We start from the raw sequence: 15,108 nt of genomic DNA, 5'->3' as shown, positions 1-15,108 counted from the left end.
ATTGAAGCACTGGGCCGCTCAGGATGCGTCGGTGTGCGCCTCGAGGAAGGCCAGCGTGCGGTCGAGAGCGGTGTGCGCATCGTCGAAGTCGAGGTGGAACTGGTACTCGTGGGGGAGTGCCGGCTCGTGATCGGCGGCCCAGAACAGCTCGTCGACCTCGACCCCCGCTGCCTTCAACGCGTTCGACATCGGCACCGATTCGACCCAGGTGAGAGCGTCGCCGTTGCCGCCGGAGATGTAGGTGGCGGGAAAGTCGGAGGTGACGAAGCCCAAGCTCGACATGGTCGCGCCGGCAGAGGTGTCCGACCAGTCCTTGGTGCCGGTGTAGGCCCACAGCGAGATCTTGAACCCCCATGCCTCGATGCCGTTCAGCTCCGACATGCGCTGCAGGTCGTAGACGCCGCAGTTCAAGATCATGCCGACGAGCTGGGTCGGCGAGAGCGCGGGTGTGATGCCCACGACCGTCGCATAGGAGGGATTCGTGGTGATTCCGGCGAGCTCGCTCGCCAGCTGTGCACCGGCCGAGTCGCCGGCCAGCACGATCTGCTCGGGATCGACGCCGAGTTCGGCCGCGTGCTCGTCGATGTAGGCCAGCGCGTCATTCAGCTGGAAGATCGCCGTCGGATAGATGGACTCGGGAGCGATCGAGTAGTTGAGGCCGATCGTCGTGTACCCCTCGGCAGCCAGGATCTTCAGGTACGGGGCGACGTTGCTCTTGTCGCCGGAGATCCAGGCGCCGCCGTGAATCCAGACCACCGTCGGAAGGGGGCCGTTCGCGGACTGCGGCCGGAACGCATCCAGGGTCGTCGCGGCGCCGGCCGTGCCGTCGCTGTACTGCACGTCGAGCGTCTCGGTGACCCCGGATGCCGGAACGTACGGAAGCATCTCGGCCACCGTGTCACGGCCGCCCTTCTCGAAGACGGCGCGGATGAGCATGCTCGACGCCCACGGAGAGCTCGACGTGAAGATCGAGATCACGAGCGCCACGGCGAGCACGCCGCCGAGGATCGAGATGGTTCGGCGTGCCCGTCGAGAGAGGCGACGAGGTGTGCCCCAGGTGGGAACGTCTCTGTCTGTACCTGTGCGCTTGGTCATGATCCCCCGATCCGCGACCAGTCTCCCAGTACGAAGGCCTCGCGACAATACACTGTGTGTCGAACATCGCTGGAGGCGGACATGTACCTGACCGAACTGCGTGGCCTGATCGCCAACACACCGAGCACCGACTGGCTCGTCGTCGATGGTCCCCTTTTTCACGAGGCCACCAGCGTCAAGCCGTCGAATATGACCGGTCATCCGATCGTCGACCGACCGGCGTCGAGGGCCGTCCTCGTGAGCGACATCGATGTCGCACTCGAGTGGGGTCTGCAGGCGCGAGTGGGCGAGCATGCGAAGAACGCGCGCGAGTGGATCCGAGACGCAGGCTTTTCGACCAAGGCGGTGCTGCCCATCTACGTCGACGTCTTCTTCCGCGGCTCCCTGGTCGACCGAGTGACAGCGATCTGGGTCGACAATCTTGCGGCCCTGCTGCCCGCGCCCCATCTCAAACCGCAGGATGCCGTGACAGATCTCGGTTTCACGAATGTCGCTGCGTGGCGGGTGGGTCGCTGGAACCACGCGCTCTGTCGGCTCGTCGACGCGCTCGAAGAGGGCACGAGCTTCGACGAGCACATCGCCGCAACCGGATTCGTGGTGGAAGGGCCGTAAGCGCTCGCGGCAGGTGCTCCGTCGCCACCGCTGGAGGTGCGGTGGATGCGCCGCGCTCGTCGGCGGTTTACGCTCGGGTGGGGGTAAAGAGCTATGAATGATGTCGCCGCAGGCTGGTACGACGATGGATCCGGTGGAAAACGCTGGTGGGACGGGCGCGCCTGGACGACCAGGCAGGCCGACATGCCGAAGCCGACGGCGTCGTACGCCCCCAAACCCAAGCTGCCCGAGGGCACGCGCTGGGCCGCGGTGGGCAATCCCATCTCGAAGGTGGGTGGCGGGCGCTACCTGCTGATCCATGACCACCTCTTCGTTCACCTGGGTGACGCGGCCCGCACTCTGCATGACGTCGCCGTCGTCGATATCGCCGAGATCGACGTGGTTCAGAGCACGTTGCAGAAGACGCGCGGGCTCGCCACGATCCGCATCGCCGTCGGCCACGGCGACGACACCAATCACTTGACCCTCGACGACGTGCGCGAGTTCCGCGACGGGGTCGCCGCCATAACCGCGGCCATCGCCGACGCACGGCTCGCGGCGAACGGCGGGCTGACATCCGCCCGGCCCGAGGCCGTTGCCGAGCAGACACCGGATGCCGCGGCGCCGGCTCGCGACTTCATCGCCGAGTTGGGCGCGTTGGCCGCCTTCCACCGCGACGGGGTGCTGACCGACGAGGAATTCGCCGCCGCCAAGCGCAAGCTGCTGGCGCTCTAGCAAAGACCCGCGTGCTGCGGCCCTCGAGTTTCTGCAGGCGGCGTATGAGGCGGGCGCCCGACTCGCCGGGTGGGATATCGAGCGGTACGCGTGCGTCGACGGGGTCACCGCCGCCATACTCTAAGCACACGCACCGCGAGCACAGAGGACGACCATGACCTTCGAACCCCCGGCCATGCCACAGCAGCCCCAACCGCAGCAGCCCCATCAGCCGCAGGCGCCCGGCTACGCGCAGCCGCAACAGCCTGGATATGGGCAGCAGCCCCACCCCGGATATGCGCAGCAGCCGCATCAGCCCCAACAGCCGCATCCGGGCTACGGCCAGCCGCAGCAGGCCCAGCAGCCGCATCCGGGTTACGGCCAGCAGCCGCAGCAGAGCAAGCCGGCACGAGCGAAGAACACGATGGGTATGGTCTCGGCGATCCTCGGGGCCTCCGGATTCGCGCTCGGGTTCATCTTCACCTTCATCCAGCTGGGCATGTATGCGACGAGCAGCTCTGGGGCCTACGGTGCGATCAGTGGCGTGCACTCGGTTCTGGATGCGCTGCTCGGCCTCGGTGCCGTCGCGCTCGGCGTGCTCGGCTACCTGAAGGGCGGCCCGTCGAAGCTTCTCGCCATCGTCGGTACGACACTCGGCGTGGCGCTGCTGCTCGGCGTTATCAACGGCCTGATCTTCACCATCGCACTGCCGCTCATCTACTGACCCGTCGCACCACTTCTGGTCCTCGAAAGGACGCACAGTGCAGCTGCCCCAGATCTACCTCTCGATAGAGCCGACAGGCCCTGCCCACTGGAACGCCATCACGTTCGGGCCGATGTTCCATCAGAATCTCTCGGCTTCGTCGAGCGGTCAGGGCGGGTCCGTGGTGCGAGTGGCGCAGCATGGCACTCGCGCGGTGCTGAATGACGACGTCGACATCTCGATCGAGTTCGGAATGGAAGCAGCGACGATCCAGATCGATGCGCTGCTCGACTGGGTGAAGCCCGCCAACTTCGAGTACGACAACGCGCGCCCCTTCTTCGTCGACCTGTTCTACGGCGGAAACCTCGTCGACCGGGTGATCGCCGTGTGGATCGACCAGTACAGGGCGGCGCTGCCGTTGCCGCACTCGGTCACGGCCGACGGCGGTGTGCCGGGAGCCGTGCCCACGTGGCACGTCTCCCGACGCAGCTTTCTGCTTGTGCGGCTGATCGACCAACTGCGCGGAGGTCTCGAGTTCGACCGATACTTCGCTCTCTCGGGCCTCTCGCTCGACCGCGCATGAGCCGATTCGTGGGCACACGCGTCATCGTGGTGGGTGGCGGCGGAGGGATCGGCGGTCGCATCGCCGAGAGGTTCACCGGGGAGGGCGCTGACGCGATCGTGCTCGACCTCGCGCGCGGCGACTCCTCGCGCGGGTCTGGCGATGCGGGCGGCCCGGCCCGACGCATCCTGCATTGCGATCTGGTCGATGCCGTGACCGTCGAGGCCGCCTTCGCGGTGGCGCTCGCCGAGCTCGGCGGCGTCGACGTGCTGGTGAACAGCGCCGGCATTCTGGCGCGCGGCAGTCTGCTCGACCTCACGCCCGATCGCTGGGATCTCGTGATGGACATCAACGCGCGTGGCACGCTCTTCGCGATGCAGCACGCGGCCCGAGCCATGATCGCGCAGAAAACGGGCGGCACGATCGTGAACATCGCCAGCATGGCCGCGAAAGCGGGCGGAGCAGACGAGGGAGCGTACGCAGCGTCGAAGGCCGCCGTCGTGGGCCTGACCCGGGCGGCCGCACTCGAATGGGGCGAGCACCAGATCAGGGTGAACGCACTGCTTCCCGGCTACGTGCTCACCGACATGGGCAAAGACACGCGCACCGAAGAAGACGTCGCCGCGTGGTCGAAGAAGTCGCCGTTGGGGCGCCTCGGCACACCGGATGACGTGGCCGGGTTCGCCCTGTTTCTCGCCTCCGTCGATGGCGAGTACCTCACGGGCCAGTCGTTCAACGTCACCGGCGGCATGATCATGCACTGATGCTGCTCACTCGGTGGGCTCTGCTCGGGCGAATGTGCAGTTCTGGCCTGTTCAGACGCCTGCGACGGGCGAAAACTGCTCACTCGGTTTCGGCGGCACGCTCAAGGAGCGGGCGCAGGCGGAGCGGCATGGTCTCGACCAGCGAGATCGCGGTGTTCGTGCGCACCACTCCCTCGATCGCGAGCATCTCCACCGTTATGCGGCGCAGTTCCTCTGTACTGCGAGCGAGAACCTTTACGAGCAGATCGGCCTCGCCCGTCGTGGAGTGGATCTCGACGACCTCGGGCAGCTCCGCGATGCCCGCTTCGGCGAGGTGGCCTGTGGCCTGGCTGATCGCGATCGACACGAAGGCCACGAGCGAGTAGCCGAGCGCCGCAGGGTCGACGCGGCGGCTCGGCTCCTTCAGCGCTCCGATGCGGGTGAGCCGAGCGAAGCGCGCATGAACCGTGTTGCGAGCGACGCCGAGCGTTCGTGCGAGAGCCAGGATCGTCGCATCTGGATCGTCGTCGAGCGCGAGCAGGAGTCGGGCATCGAGGGAGTCGAGAGCGGACATGCATGCATTCTGTCACTCGAACCCCGCAGAACATTGCATTCTGCTCAGTGAGAGAGGGCTCGTTTGCGCCAACGCTCGCTTCGCTGAGAGCATCGGGCAATGACGTCTTCGACCCTGCCCACTGCCACGCCGCCTGTTGTGAGATCGGTGACGCAGGCATCGCCGGGACACACCATGCTCGAGGACGTTCTGGCTATTCTCATGGCCACGATCACCCTCTCGCTCGGAGTTCTGCTGCTGAAGACGACCGGAGCGGTGACTGGGGGAACCGCGGGGCTCTCGCTGCTCATCAGCTATGCCACCGCGCTGCCGTTCTCGGTGCTGTTCCTGCTCGTGAACGTGCCGTTCTTCGCGCTGGCGTTCTGGAAGAAGAGGCTCGCCTTCACGGTGCGTTCCATCATCTCTGTCAGCCTGGTGTCACTGCTCTCGTCGATCGTTCCGTCGCTCGTGAGCTTCGAGCACCTCAACCCGGTCTACGGAACGCTGGTCGGAAACCTGCTCGCCGGAGTCGGCATGCTGATCCTGTTCCGCCACGGGTCGAGCATGGGCGGTTTCAACGTTCTCGCCCTTCTGACGCAGGAGAAGCTCGGCTGGCGGGCGGGGTATGTGCAGATGGGCCTCGATGTCGCCGTCGTCCTCGCCGCCTTCGCCGTGGCCCCGCCGTGGATGGTGCTGCTCTCGGCCCTGGGCGCCGTCGTTCCGAACATCGTGCTTGCGTTCAACCACCGGCCGGGTCGCTACGCCCCGAGCTGATCTCTCCGTCCGTTGAGACCGGCGAACCCATCGAGACGGATGCACCGGGCGCGCTCGTATTCAGGAAAACCGGGGCGGCGGCGACCGAAAACCGCGCCTTTCGTCGGTTCCTCCTGAATAACGGCGCGCCATCGGATCTGTCACGGCTGGGTGAGCAGCGTCTGGAGTCGAGAGCGCGTAGCTGCGTCGACCTGTAATTGCGTCATCGACGCCTCAACGTCGTCGACAAATTCTCTGACGAAGGTCTCGACCTCGCTCAGCCAGCGAGCGACCTCGGCGTGTGTCCACGACGCCTGTCGATCTGATGTCGGACTCATCTGCGGCCCCCTTGCAGCCATCGCGCGCACAGAGGTCGCATAGTCCACGAAAATGTCGTCCGACGATACTCCTGCGTTCGCAAGCAGGAGGGCGCTGATCATGCCGGTTCGGTCGCGGCCTGCTCCGCAATGAACGAGAACGCCCGGCGTGGAGGCAGCGATCGCTTCGAGCGATCGGCGAACCAGCTGCGGAAGGATTCGGATGTTGTGAAGCCAGTACTCCGGAGAGTCGAGGATCGGCATGCAGGTCGCCCGAAAATCGGAGTCGGTGTGGTCCTCGGTTGGAACGAGGTGGATTGCTACCTCGCGAGGCGGTGTCGACTCCGGATCGCCGGCGCGCGTGCCCACCTCGTCGGCATTGCGGAGATCGACGATCGTCTGGAGCCCCCACACCGAAGCATCTGCCCAGCCGCGCTTCGTGAGTCGTTCGCGCCGAGGCCCCCGCGCTACACGTCCCCATACTGTTTCCCCGGTGGGAGACAGGGAGGTCGACAGTCCGCCGAGGTCTCGGATGTTGTGCCCACCGTCCCACGTCAGCTCGCGCATCCGGCGATGCTACAGCGATCAGCTGGTGTCTGCGCGAGCCGGCTCAGGGTACGGACAAGCCGAGGGAAAGCCGGCTCAGTGCTTGTCGTCGGCCGAGGAGAGGAGGCGGATGAGTCGCTGCTGCCCCTCTTCGGCCAGCTCGGCCACGTCGTCGCGCGAGGCGAGGAAGTCGGTGAACGAGCGGTAGCCCAGCGGCTTCTCGTTGAACGAGGGATCCATGCGGCGCATCTGGTTCTTCACCGAGCCGGTGTTCAGCCACTCGTCGGCGTCGCCCTTGGCGTGACCGATCTGGAGTGCGCGCACGAGCAGCTCCGTGGCCACGGTCTGCGCGTCCTCCGGCTCGGGCTCGGGCTCTTCGAAGGGCACGTCTTCGGTGTGCGAGAACATGGGGATCGTGACACGGCGTGACCGGGCGGGCGCCTTCTTCGGCTCGACCTCGGCATCAGCGTCGGCGTCGGGCGCACCCGCACCCGAAGTCGAACCGGCGTCGACGACGCCGGCAGCGGCATCCACCGTCTTCTTCGCACCACGGCGCGATGAGCTCGACCCGGCCGGTGCGACGACCTCGGGGCGCTTCTCGATGCCGGGCAGCGAGTCGTAGTCTTCGAACTCGTCGCAGGCGGCGGCCAGCGAGGTGCTGGTCGAGCCGGCGACTCCGATGCCCACCACGAAGCGGCCGAGACGCTTGGCCTTCTGAGCAAGGGCGATGTAGTCGGAGTCGCCCGCCACGATGATCACGTGCGTGAGGTCGGGCAGGCGGAACAGGTCTTCGACCACGTCGACGGCGAGGCGGATGTCTGCCCCGTTCTTGGTGCCGCGGGTCGTGGTCGTGAAGAGCTGGGTGAGGTCGACCGCTCGCGACATGAGCTGGCGCTGGTAGCTGGCGTTGACCGGAACCGACCAGTCGGCGTAGGCGCGGTTGACCACGGTGGTTCCGAAGCTGGCCGCGAAGTCGATGATCGCGCTGAAGTCGACGGTTGCCGCCGCGAGGCGCGCGGCGATCTCGGGATCGTTGTTGGGGTCGGACTTGTCGAAGTCACGGATGCCGTCGCGCTGAAAAGCGTTGCGCCCGTGCAGCTGCTGGTACCGCGAGATGACGATGTTGTCGAAGTCGATGTAGAGACCGACGCGGGCGTCGATCGGCTCGGTTGTTTCAGCCATGGTGAGCTCCTAGGTCGGCGGAAGACTCAGTAGCGATCCGGTGCGGAGTTCCAGTCTCCCGCGACGGGTGTGTCCAAGGCAAACAGACGACCGCATGGCGACGAGGTTCGCGCGGCCGCGCGATCGGCTGTCACTCGGCGGTCACGAAGATGCAGAACGGATGCCCGGCCGGGTCGGCGAGCACGACGAGCGCCTCGTCGGGGTCGTCGATGCGGTCGTCGAGCAGGGTCGCGCCGAGGCTCAGTGCCCGGATGTTGTGGGTGCGGAGTTCGTCGAGGTTCCGGACGCTGAAGTCGAGATGGAGCTGCTGCGGCCGGGGACCCTCGGGCCAGGTGGTCGTCGCGAGGCTCTCGACCTGCTGGAATGCGAGCAGGCGGCGACCGTCGGAGCCGAGCAGCACCAGCCAGTCGTCGCCGGAGGGGTCGGGTTCGCCCGGTGCTGGAGCCTCGTCGCCGGGCTCGTAGCGCAGGCCGAGCAACTGCCGGTAGAACTCGGCGAGCTCGCGCGCGTTCTCGGTGTCGAGCACGACCTGGCGAAAGGCGGGATGAGTCATGCCTCGATTCTGCTCCTGTGGGAGAGCGCTTTCAACGTCGGCACGATAGGCTCTGCACGGCTCAGACCGGGGGAGACGAGTAGTACGTGACGCAGCAGAACAACGCGACCATGCCAGAACACGACGAGGCGACCGAGGTGACCCGACCTCGCGTCATCCGCGCAGACATCCAGGGCCTTCGTGCCGTTGCCGTGATCGCTGTGATCGTGAACCACGTGATCGCCTGGCCGAGCGGGGGATTCGCCGGCGTCGACGTGTTCTTCGTGATCTCCGGCTTTCTCATCACCGGTCTGCTGCTGCGTGACCACGAGCAGCACGGCAAGATCTCGCTCGCCGGCTTCTACGCCCGGCGGGTGCGTCGCATCGTTCCGGCCGCCCTGACCGTGATCGTGGTGACGGCGGCCGTCGGATACTTTCTCTTCAACCGTGCGCGCAGCCTGTCGACGATCTGGGATGGTGTCTACTCGCTGCTCTTCGTAGCCAACTGGCGTTTCACGGCTCTCGGCACCGACTACTTCCACGCCACGGATCCCGCGTCTCCGCTGCAGCACTACTGGTCGCTGTCGGTCGAAGAGCAGTTCTATCTCGTCTGGCCCTGGCTCGTCATCGTCGTGCTCGCCATCGCGGTGAAGCTGCTGCGCTCGCCTCACCGCGCTCGCGTGGCGCTGGGCATCGTCATGGCCGCGCTCGTGGTCGTGTCGTTCCTCTATGCGGTGCAGCAGACGGCGTCGAGCCCCGCGGCCGCGTACTTCTCGACGTTCTCGCGGGCCTGGGAACTCGGCGCCGGAGCCCTGCTCGCGATCGCCGCGCCGGTGCTGGCCAAGCTGCCCACCGGCATCCGATTCGTTGTCGGATGGCTCGGTCTGCTCTTGCTGCTGTGGTCGTTCGTGCAGGTCACCGACGCGACGCCGTTCCCCGGGCCGGGAGCCGCGCTCGCGGTCGGCGCCACGATGCTCATCATCGTCGGAGGAATCGGTGGCCGCCAGCGCTACCTCTTCGTGCTCGACAACCCGGTGAGCGTGTACCTGGGCAATCTGTCGTACTCCCTCTACCTCTGGCACTTCCCTGTGCTGACCTTCGTGCTGTTGCTCATGCCGGAGCAGACGCCCACGGTCACGGCGATCATCCTCGGGCTCACCCTCGCCATCTCGATGATCTCGTTCTACCTGATCGAGCAGCCCTTCCACCATTCGCCACTGCTGCGTCGCGCCGATTCGCGTGAGGCGGGTCGTGAGGCCTGGCAGGAGTGGCGAGACCGCTTCGGCGCGCACGCGATCCTCGCGACCGTCGCGCTCATGGTCGTCGGTGCCGCCGTGGGGCTCGGATCGTTCAGCGTGCTGCGCGACCACACCCCGATGGCCGCTCCTGTCGCGGCCCCCGTTCCCGCCGAGAACCCCGAAGTGCAGTTGCAGGCCGACCTCGCTGCGGCGCTCACCGCCACCGCCTGGCCCGACAACCTCTCTCCCTCGATCGACGACGCCATGTCGCAGACCTCGAACAACAACCCCGCGCGGCGCTGTTTCGACATCGGCGGTACCCCCAACGTCGACGACTGCACCTGGGGCAACCGCAGCGCGCCGCAGCACATGTACCTGGTGGGCGATTCGACGGCGATGGCCTACGCGCCAGCGTTCAAGGCGATGGCCGAGGCCAGCGGCGATCAGTGGCAGATCACCACTATCGGGCTCTATGGATGCCGGTTCACCAACGTGCTCGTGCAGAACGACGGCGACGGGGTGATGGATGCGTGCACGCAGCGCAAGCAGGACGTGGCCGACCGCATCCGTGCCGACGCTCCTCAACTGATCGTGATGTCGAACGCCTTCGCGTTGGGTCAGTCGAGCGACCGCAGACCGCTGTCGACCGGTGACCTCGTCTCGGCGACGCTCGCCGAGGCGGCCGGATACAACGCGCCCGGTCGCGTCGTGTACCTCGCGCCGCCGCCGCTGGGGGCTCCGCTCGGCCAGTGCTACTCGAAGGTATCGAGCCCGATCGACTGCGCCGTGAACGTCGACCCGACCTGGAACGACTTCGAGGCCGCGTTCGAGGCGAGTGCGCCCGCCGCGGGCGATCACGCCGTGAGCTCACTGCCCTTCAGCTGCGTCGACGGGCAATGCCCCGCCTTCGCGGGCACACTGCCCACGAAGTACGACCAGGTGCACATGACGGTCCAGTACTCGGAGCATGTGGCGCCGGCCATCCGTTGGGCGCTCATCGCGCAGGGGCTCATGTAGTGGTGCATGATCGACAGTGAGCGCCGCCGTCGTGTGAACGGGGCCGAAGGAGTTCTCGAATGGTGACCGCAATCGCTGTGATCGCGCTGCTCGGCGTGGCCGTCTGCCTCGGCTGCCTGGTGTATCTGCACGTGGCGCCGACCGGCCTGAACCCGGTACGAGACCCTGTGAGCCAGTACGGAATCACGGACTACTTCACGTTCTACCGCGCTGCGGCTCTGTCGCTCGGCGTCGCAGCCCTGATGCTCGCCGTCGCTCTGATCGAGGCTCTGACCGAGGCGAATGCCGCGGGCATCGTCTTTCTCGTCATCCTGGGCTTCGCGCGCCTCACCATCGGGTGGGTACCGATGGATGCGCCCGGCGCCCCGCGCACCTCGACCGGTGTGCGGCACAATCTCCTCGCCACCGCGTTCTTCGCGTCAGCCACCGTTGCGGCGTTCCTCTTCACAGGCACGTTCGCCGGCGATCCCGAACTCGCGGGCATCGCGCCGGCCTCGGGCGTGCTGGCTTGGGCGATGGCCGTCTTCAGCGCGCTCATTCTGTTGACCAGCCTCGTGGGGCCGCTCAGGCGCTACTTCGGCCTGGTCGAGAGACTGCTCTACGTGGCGGTGCTCGCCTGGATCGCCACGGTGGCGATCGCGCTCGTCGCCTAGCCGAGCAGCGTCACCGTGCGCTCCGCCGCATTCCAGAGACGCAGTGCCGTAGCCTCGCCGACGATGTCGTCGCCCAGTAGCTCGAGTGCCCGCGGCAGGTCATCGAGCCGGATGCGGCGGGCCAGAGTGACGTGCGCGACCCAGGCGCCGGGGTGCGAATGCGTCACCAGACCGTCGGGCCGCACGGTCGAGTAGACATGAGCCTGCAGGTCGAGCAGCGCTCGGGTCGGAGTGACCAGGCGGGCGAGCACCCGCCGGTCGCCGGTGCCGAACAGCACGGGTGCTCCCATGGTGACGGCGAGAGGCAGGGCCGCAGCCGATGGGGCGCTCACTCGCTCGACAGGAGTCCCCGCGACGAGTGTGAGGTGCGGTCTGTTCGTGGTCGCGGTATGCGCGCCGAGACTCGAGAAGCCGGCGCGTTCCAGCGCATCCCATTCGCCCCGCAGGGCAGCCTCGGTCGCGACGTCGAAGGTCACGTCGATGCTCGACAGCGCAGCCATGGATCAGGCCTCGGGAAGGAGTTCTGTCAAAAGGGCGCTGACACGGGTCTTGATCGAGTCGCGGATGGCGCGCACCTCGTCGAGGCTCTTGCCCTTCGGGTCGACGAGCTCCCAGTCCTCGTAGCGCTTGCCGGGAAAGATGGGGCACACGTCGCCGCAGCCCATGGTGATGACGACATCCGACTCGCGAACGGCTTCCGTCGTCATCAGCTGGGGCACGGCCTGCGAGATGTCGATGCCTTCTTCGGCCATGGCCTGGATGGCGACGGGGTTGATCTCGTGGCCGGGTTCCGAGCCGCCCGAACGCACAGAGACCGCGCCGTTGGAGAGGGCGGTCATGTATCCGGCCGCCATCTGCGAGCGACCCGCGTTGTGAATGCAGACGAAGAGAACGGTCGGTGCGGAGGTCATGTGCACACCGTAACCCGAGTCGATGAACGGGCACGATCCGAGCTTTGCTCGGCTTCGATTCAATCTGTATCGAAAGCTCGATTCCTGCACAGCTGCCTGGCTAGACTGGCGCGCATGTCGGTTGTGATCTCTGTCGTTCTCTTCGCTCTGCTCGTCGGTGCGCTCATCGACATCATTCTTCGCAGCGATGATCAGGTGAAGCACCTGCCCAAGATCGTCTGGGTGCTCTTGGTCGTGTTCCTGCCACTCGTGGGAAGCATCCTGTGGTTCACGATCGGGCGTGAGTACAGCCAGTCGGTGAGTCTCGGCAGCTTCGGAGACCCGCGCCGACGCGAGCGGCCCGCGAGCTCCAGCCCGGCCGGGCAGTCCATGCGGCTCAAGACGACAGAAGAGGAACTGGCGGAGCTCGAGCGCGAGATCGAGTTCCATCGGCAGCAGGATCGCATCCGTCAGCTCGAGGCCGAGCTCGACGAGAGACGACGCAAAACCGAGTAGTTGCTTGACATTGGCCCCGGCGGAACGGTCAATGTCGATTGTCGATATAACCTAGTCACATGACTGACATAAGTGCGCATCGCGACAGCAATACGAGTGATCTCTTCCAGATCATGCGCGACGGACAGCCCCGCACGCGGTCGGAATTGGCCCAGACCACCGGACTTGCCCGGTCGACGGTGGCCTTGCGCATCGACGCCCTGATGCGACTCGGACTGCTGCGGCCCGTGAGCGACGCGATCTCCACCGGTGGTCGGCCCTCCACCCAGTTCTCGCTCAATGCGGCGGGGCATTCGGTTCTCGCGGTCGACGTCGGCGCATCGCATGTGCGCGTTGCCGTGATCGATCTCACGGGCACCGTCATCGCTGAGGGGTCGGACCGTCTCGATATCGCCGAGGGGCCTGTGGCCGTGCTCGCTCTGGTGACGACCCTGGGCGCGGAGCTCCTCAAGCGCGCCGCGTCGCGAGGTCGCACCCTCCTCGCCGTCGGTGTGGGGCTTCCCGGGCCGGTCGAGCACGCGACGGGCCGGCCGATCAACCCGCCCATCATGCCCGGCTGGGACCGCTACGACGTGGCCGGCACGCTGGGGGCTCACTTCGGCGTGCCCGTTCTCGTCGACAACGACGTGAACATCATGGCGCTCGGCGAACGCCGTCTCGCCTGGCCTGAGGTCGACGACCTGCTCTTCGTGAAGGTCGCCACGGGCATCGGCGCCGGAGTCATCTCGGGCGGCACGCTGCGCCGAGGAGCGCAGGGAACGGCCGGAGACCTCGGTCACGTGTATGTGCCACGCGGCGAGGAGATCTACTGCCGCTGCGGCAACAGGGGATGCCTCGAGGCGCTCGCGAGCGGAGCGGCCCTCGGGCGGATGCTTCAGACTGATGCCGAATCCCCTCTGTCGAGCCTCGATGTCATCGAGCGTGTTCGCCAGGGCGACATCGACGCGATCCAAGCAGTGCGTCAGGCGGGACGCGACATCGGCGAGGTGCTCACCACGTGCGTCAGTCTGATCAATCCGTCGACCATCGTGATCGGCGGCTCACTCTCTGCGGCGGGTGAATTCCTGATCGCGGGCGTTCGCGAGGCCATCTACACCCGGGCCACGCCGTTCGCGACGCAGCACCTCGAGATCACCCGGTCGCGCATCGGCGCCGACGCCGCCATCGCGGGCGCAGGTGTATTGGCGATCGAGCACGCTCTGTCGAACGAGCGCGTCGACGCGATGGTGTCGTCGCTGAGCGAGTAATCGGTAGCGAAGGCCATGCATCGGCAGCGTAGCGCCGACCACGTGAAGGTGGTCGGCGGGCTCGGTCGCTAGACGGCGCTCCAGACGCTCTCCGCGGCTGAGCTGCGCTCGACGGCGTCGAGTACGCGCTGCACCTGCAGCCCGTCGTCGAAGCTGGGGCGCGGCTGCTCGCCGGCCGAGACGGCGTGTACGAAGTCGCGCACCTGGTGCGAGAAGCCGTGCTCGTAGCCCAGCATGTGCCCCGCCGGCCACCACGCTTCGATGTACGGGTGCTCGGGCTCGGTGACGACGATCTTCGAGAAGCCGCGGCGCGCGGGGTCGACGGTGGCGTCGTAGAACTGAAGCGAATTGAGGTCTTCGAGGTCGAACGAGAGGGCGCCGAGCGTGCCGGCCACCTCGAGGCGCAGGGAGTTCTTCCGGCCCGTGCTCATCCGGCTGACCTCGAAGTTTCCGAGCACTCCGTTGTCGAGCCGACCGACGAACACGGCGCGGTCGTCGACCGTGACGGGCGAGAGCCGGCCGTCGGCATCCGGTCTCTCTGGCACGAGAGTCTCGATCGTGCCGCTGACCGACGTGACGGTGTACCCGGTCACGAATTGGGCGAGGTCGATAGCGTGCGCGCCGATGTCACCCAGGGCTCCTGAGCCGGCGAGCGACTTGTCGAGGCGCCAGGTGAAGGGCGACTGCGGATCGACCAGCCAGTCCTGGTGGTAGGAGGCGGTGACCTGCCTGACGTCGCCGATGTGGCCCTGCGCGACGAGGTCGCGAGCCAGGGTGACGGCGGGAACGCGACGATAGGTGAATCCGACCATCGCGAGAACGCCGTCTGTTTTGGCCGATCGCGCGGCGTCGGCCATCGCTCGGGCCTCGTCGACGCTGTTGGCCAACGGCTTCTCGCAGATGACGTGCTTGCCGGCAGAGAGGGCGGCGCAGGCGATCTCGGCGTGCGAGTCGCCGGGAGTGACGATGTCGACCACGTCGATGTCGTCACGGGCGACGACCGAGCGCCAGTCGTCGGAACTCTCCGCCCATCCCCATTGCTCTGCAGCGTCTTCGGCACGAGCGGCGTCGCGGCCGACGAGCACCGTCATCTCGGGACGGAGCGGCAGATCGAAGAAACGGGGAGCGACCCTCCATGCCTGGGAGTGAGCTGCTCCCATGAATCCGTTGCCGATGAGTGCGACTCGCAGAGGCGAGGGGGAGGAGGTCACGATGGTACGTCTTTCTCTGGTGGTGAGTGGTGCGCCGAGGCGCTA

At 66.7% G+C, this 15,108-nt stretch carries 19 protein-coding genes; 11 read left to right on the top strand and 8 right to left on the bottom strand.

Going from position 1 to position 15,108, the window contains the following annotated elements; translation table 11 throughout:
* Nucleotides 1-18: 18 nt before the first annotated feature.
* Nucleotides 19-1,095, bottom strand: a complete 1,077-nt coding sequence (locus ASE64_RS14635) for an alpha/beta hydrolase (RefSeq protein ID WP_055782206.1) — start codon at nt 1,093-1,095, stop codon at nt 19-21.
* 81 nt (nt 1,096-1,176) lie between these two features.
* Here ASE64_RS14635 and ASE64_RS14630 point away from each other — a divergent pair, with 81 nt between their 5' ends.
* The 6 genes from ASE64_RS14630 (at nt 1,177) to ASE64_RS14610 (ending at nt 4,429) form a co-directional block, all read left to right on the top strand.
* Nucleotides 1,177-1,707, top strand: a complete 531-nt coding sequence (locus ASE64_RS14630) for a hypothetical protein (protein ID WP_055782202.1) — start codon at nt 1,177-1,179, stop codon at nt 1,705-1,707.
* 93 nt (nt 1,708-1,800) lie between these two features.
* Complete coding sequence (locus tag ASE64_RS17815) at nt 1,801-2,421, top strand: DUF2510 domain-containing protein (RefSeq protein WP_055782200.1); 621 nt, start codon at nt 1,801-1,803, stop codon at nt 2,419-2,421.
* A gap of 31 nt (nt 2,422-2,452) precedes the next feature.
* Complete coding sequence (locus tag ASE64_RS17965; RefSeq protein WP_442853845.1) at nt 2,453-2,545, top strand: hypothetical protein; 93 nt, start codon at nt 2,453-2,455, stop codon at nt 2,543-2,545.
* Between the two features lie 30 nt (nt 2,546-2,575).
* Nucleotides 2,576-3,124 carry a hypothetical protein gene (locus tag ASE64_RS17675; RefSeq protein ID WP_200920254.1) on the top strand — a complete coding sequence of 183 codons (549 nt, stop codon included), beginning with the start codon at nt 2,576-2,578 and terminating at the stop codon, nt 3,122-3,124.
* 37 nt (nt 3,125-3,161) lie between these two features.
* Nucleotides 3,162-3,686 (top strand): hypothetical protein, encoded by a 525-nt coding sequence (locus ASE64_RS14615; protein ID WP_055782194.1) that lies wholly within the window; start codon nt 3,162-3,164, stop codon nt 3,684-3,686.
* An 8-nt stretch (nt 3,687-3,694) separates the two neighbouring features.
* A complete protein-coding gene (locus tag ASE64_RS14610; protein ID WP_156351960.1) occupies nt 3,695-4,429 on the top strand; it encodes an SDR family NAD(P)-dependent oxidoreductase in 735 nt (244 codons plus the stop codon).
* A gap of 79 nt (nt 4,430-4,508) precedes the next feature.
* Here ASE64_RS14610 and ASE64_RS14605 read toward each other — a convergent pair whose 3' ends face one another.
* Nucleotides 4,509-4,982, bottom strand: coding sequence for an Lrp/AsnC family transcriptional regulator (locus tag ASE64_RS14605; RefSeq protein WP_055782189.1), 474 nt, complete (start codon nt 4,980-4,982; stop codon nt 4,509-4,511).
* Between the two features lie 99 nt (nt 4,983-5,081).
* Between ASE64_RS14605 and ASE64_RS14600 the strand changes: the two genes are divergently transcribed.
* A complete protein-coding gene (locus ASE64_RS14600; protein WP_082466387.1) occupies nt 5,082-5,735 on the top strand; it encodes a YitT family protein in 654 nt (217 codons plus the stop codon).
* Nucleotides 5,736-5,875: 140 nt separating this feature from the next.
* On the opposite strand, the gene ASE64_RS14595 is transcribed toward ASE64_RS14600, so the two are convergent.
* The 3 genes from ASE64_RS14595 to ASE64_RS14585 all read right to left on the bottom strand — a co-directional run bounded on the left by ASE64_RS14595 (nt 5,876) and on the right by ASE64_RS14585 (nt 8,312).
* Nucleotides 5,876-6,598 (bottom strand): tyrosine-protein phosphatase, encoded by a 723-nt coding sequence (locus tag ASE64_RS14595; protein WP_055782186.1) that lies wholly within the window; start codon nt 6,596-6,598, stop codon nt 5,876-5,878.
* Nucleotides 6,599-6,673: 75 nt separating this feature from the next.
* Nucleotides 6,674-7,759 (bottom strand): NYN domain-containing protein, encoded by a 1,086-nt coding sequence (locus ASE64_RS14590; RefSeq protein WP_055782183.1) that lies wholly within the window; start codon nt 7,757-7,759, stop codon nt 6,674-6,676.
* A gap of 130 nt (nt 7,760-7,889) precedes the next feature.
* Nucleotides 7,890-8,312, bottom strand: coding sequence for a VOC family protein (locus ASE64_RS14585; protein ID WP_055782181.1), 423 nt, complete (start codon nt 8,310-8,312; stop codon nt 7,890-7,892).
* An 86-nt stretch (nt 8,313-8,398) separates the two neighbouring features.
* Here ASE64_RS14585 and ASE64_RS14580 point away from each other — a divergent pair, with 86 nt between their 5' ends.
* Both ASE64_RS14580 and ASE64_RS14575 read left to right on the top strand, forming a co-directional pair.
* On the top strand, nt 8,399-10,546 hold the full coding sequence (locus tag ASE64_RS14580; protein WP_055782179.1) for an acyltransferase family protein: 2,148 nt from the start codon (nt 8,399-8,401) through the stop codon (nt 10,544-10,546).
* A 59-nt stretch (nt 10,547-10,605) separates the two neighbouring features.
* Nucleotides 10,606-11,199, top strand: coding sequence for a DUF998 domain-containing protein (locus ASE64_RS14575; RefSeq protein ID WP_055782176.1), 594 nt, complete (start codon nt 10,606-10,608; stop codon nt 11,197-11,199).
* Here the strand turns inward: ASE64_RS14575 and ASE64_RS14570 are convergent.
* Nucleotides 11,196-11,699 (bottom strand): 2'-5' RNA ligase family protein, encoded by a 504-nt coding sequence (locus ASE64_RS14570; RefSeq protein WP_055782174.1) that lies wholly within the window; start codon nt 11,697-11,699, stop codon nt 11,196-11,198. The two genes, ASE64_RS14575 and ASE64_RS14570, sit on opposite strands and share 4 nt — an antisense overlap.
* A 3-nt stretch (nt 11,700-11,702) precedes the next feature.
* Complete coding sequence (locus ASE64_RS14565) at nt 11,703-12,110, bottom strand: arsenate reductase ArsC (RefSeq protein WP_055783090.1); 408 nt, start codon at nt 12,108-12,110, stop codon at nt 11,703-11,705.
* A gap of 114 nt (nt 12,111-12,224) precedes the next feature.
* Between ASE64_RS14565 and ASE64_RS14560 the strand changes: the two genes are divergently transcribed.
* The gene (locus tag ASE64_RS14560) at nt 12,225-12,605 is read left to right on the top strand and encodes a PLDc N-terminal domain-containing protein (protein WP_055782171.1); all 381 of its coding nucleotides are present in this window, start codon (nt 12,225-12,227) and stop codon (nt 12,603-12,605) included.
* Between the two features lie 59 nt (nt 12,606-12,664).
* Nucleotides 12,665-13,852 carry an ROK family transcriptional regulator gene (locus ASE64_RS14555; RefSeq protein ID WP_055782168.1) on the top strand — a complete coding sequence of 396 codons (1,188 nt, stop codon included), beginning with the start codon at nt 12,665-12,667 and terminating at the stop codon, nt 13,850-13,852.
* Nucleotides 13,853-13,920: 68 nt separating this feature from the next.
* On the opposite strand, the gene ASE64_RS14550 is transcribed toward ASE64_RS14555, so the two are convergent.
* Nucleotides 13,921-15,063 (bottom strand): Gfo/Idh/MocA family protein, encoded by a 1,143-nt coding sequence (locus ASE64_RS14550; RefSeq protein WP_268750588.1) that lies wholly within the window; start codon nt 15,061-15,063, stop codon nt 13,921-13,923.
* Nucleotides 15,064-15,108: the final 45 nt, after the last annotated feature.

Source organism: Agreia sp. Leaf210 (assembly GCF_001421485.1).
Taxonomy (GTDB): Bacteria; Actinomycetota; Actinomycetes; order Actinomycetales; family Microbacteriaceae; genus Agreia.
The sequence above is the reverse complement of the archived record's forward strand: the minus strand, read 5'-3'. Positions and strand labels throughout refer to the sequence as shown.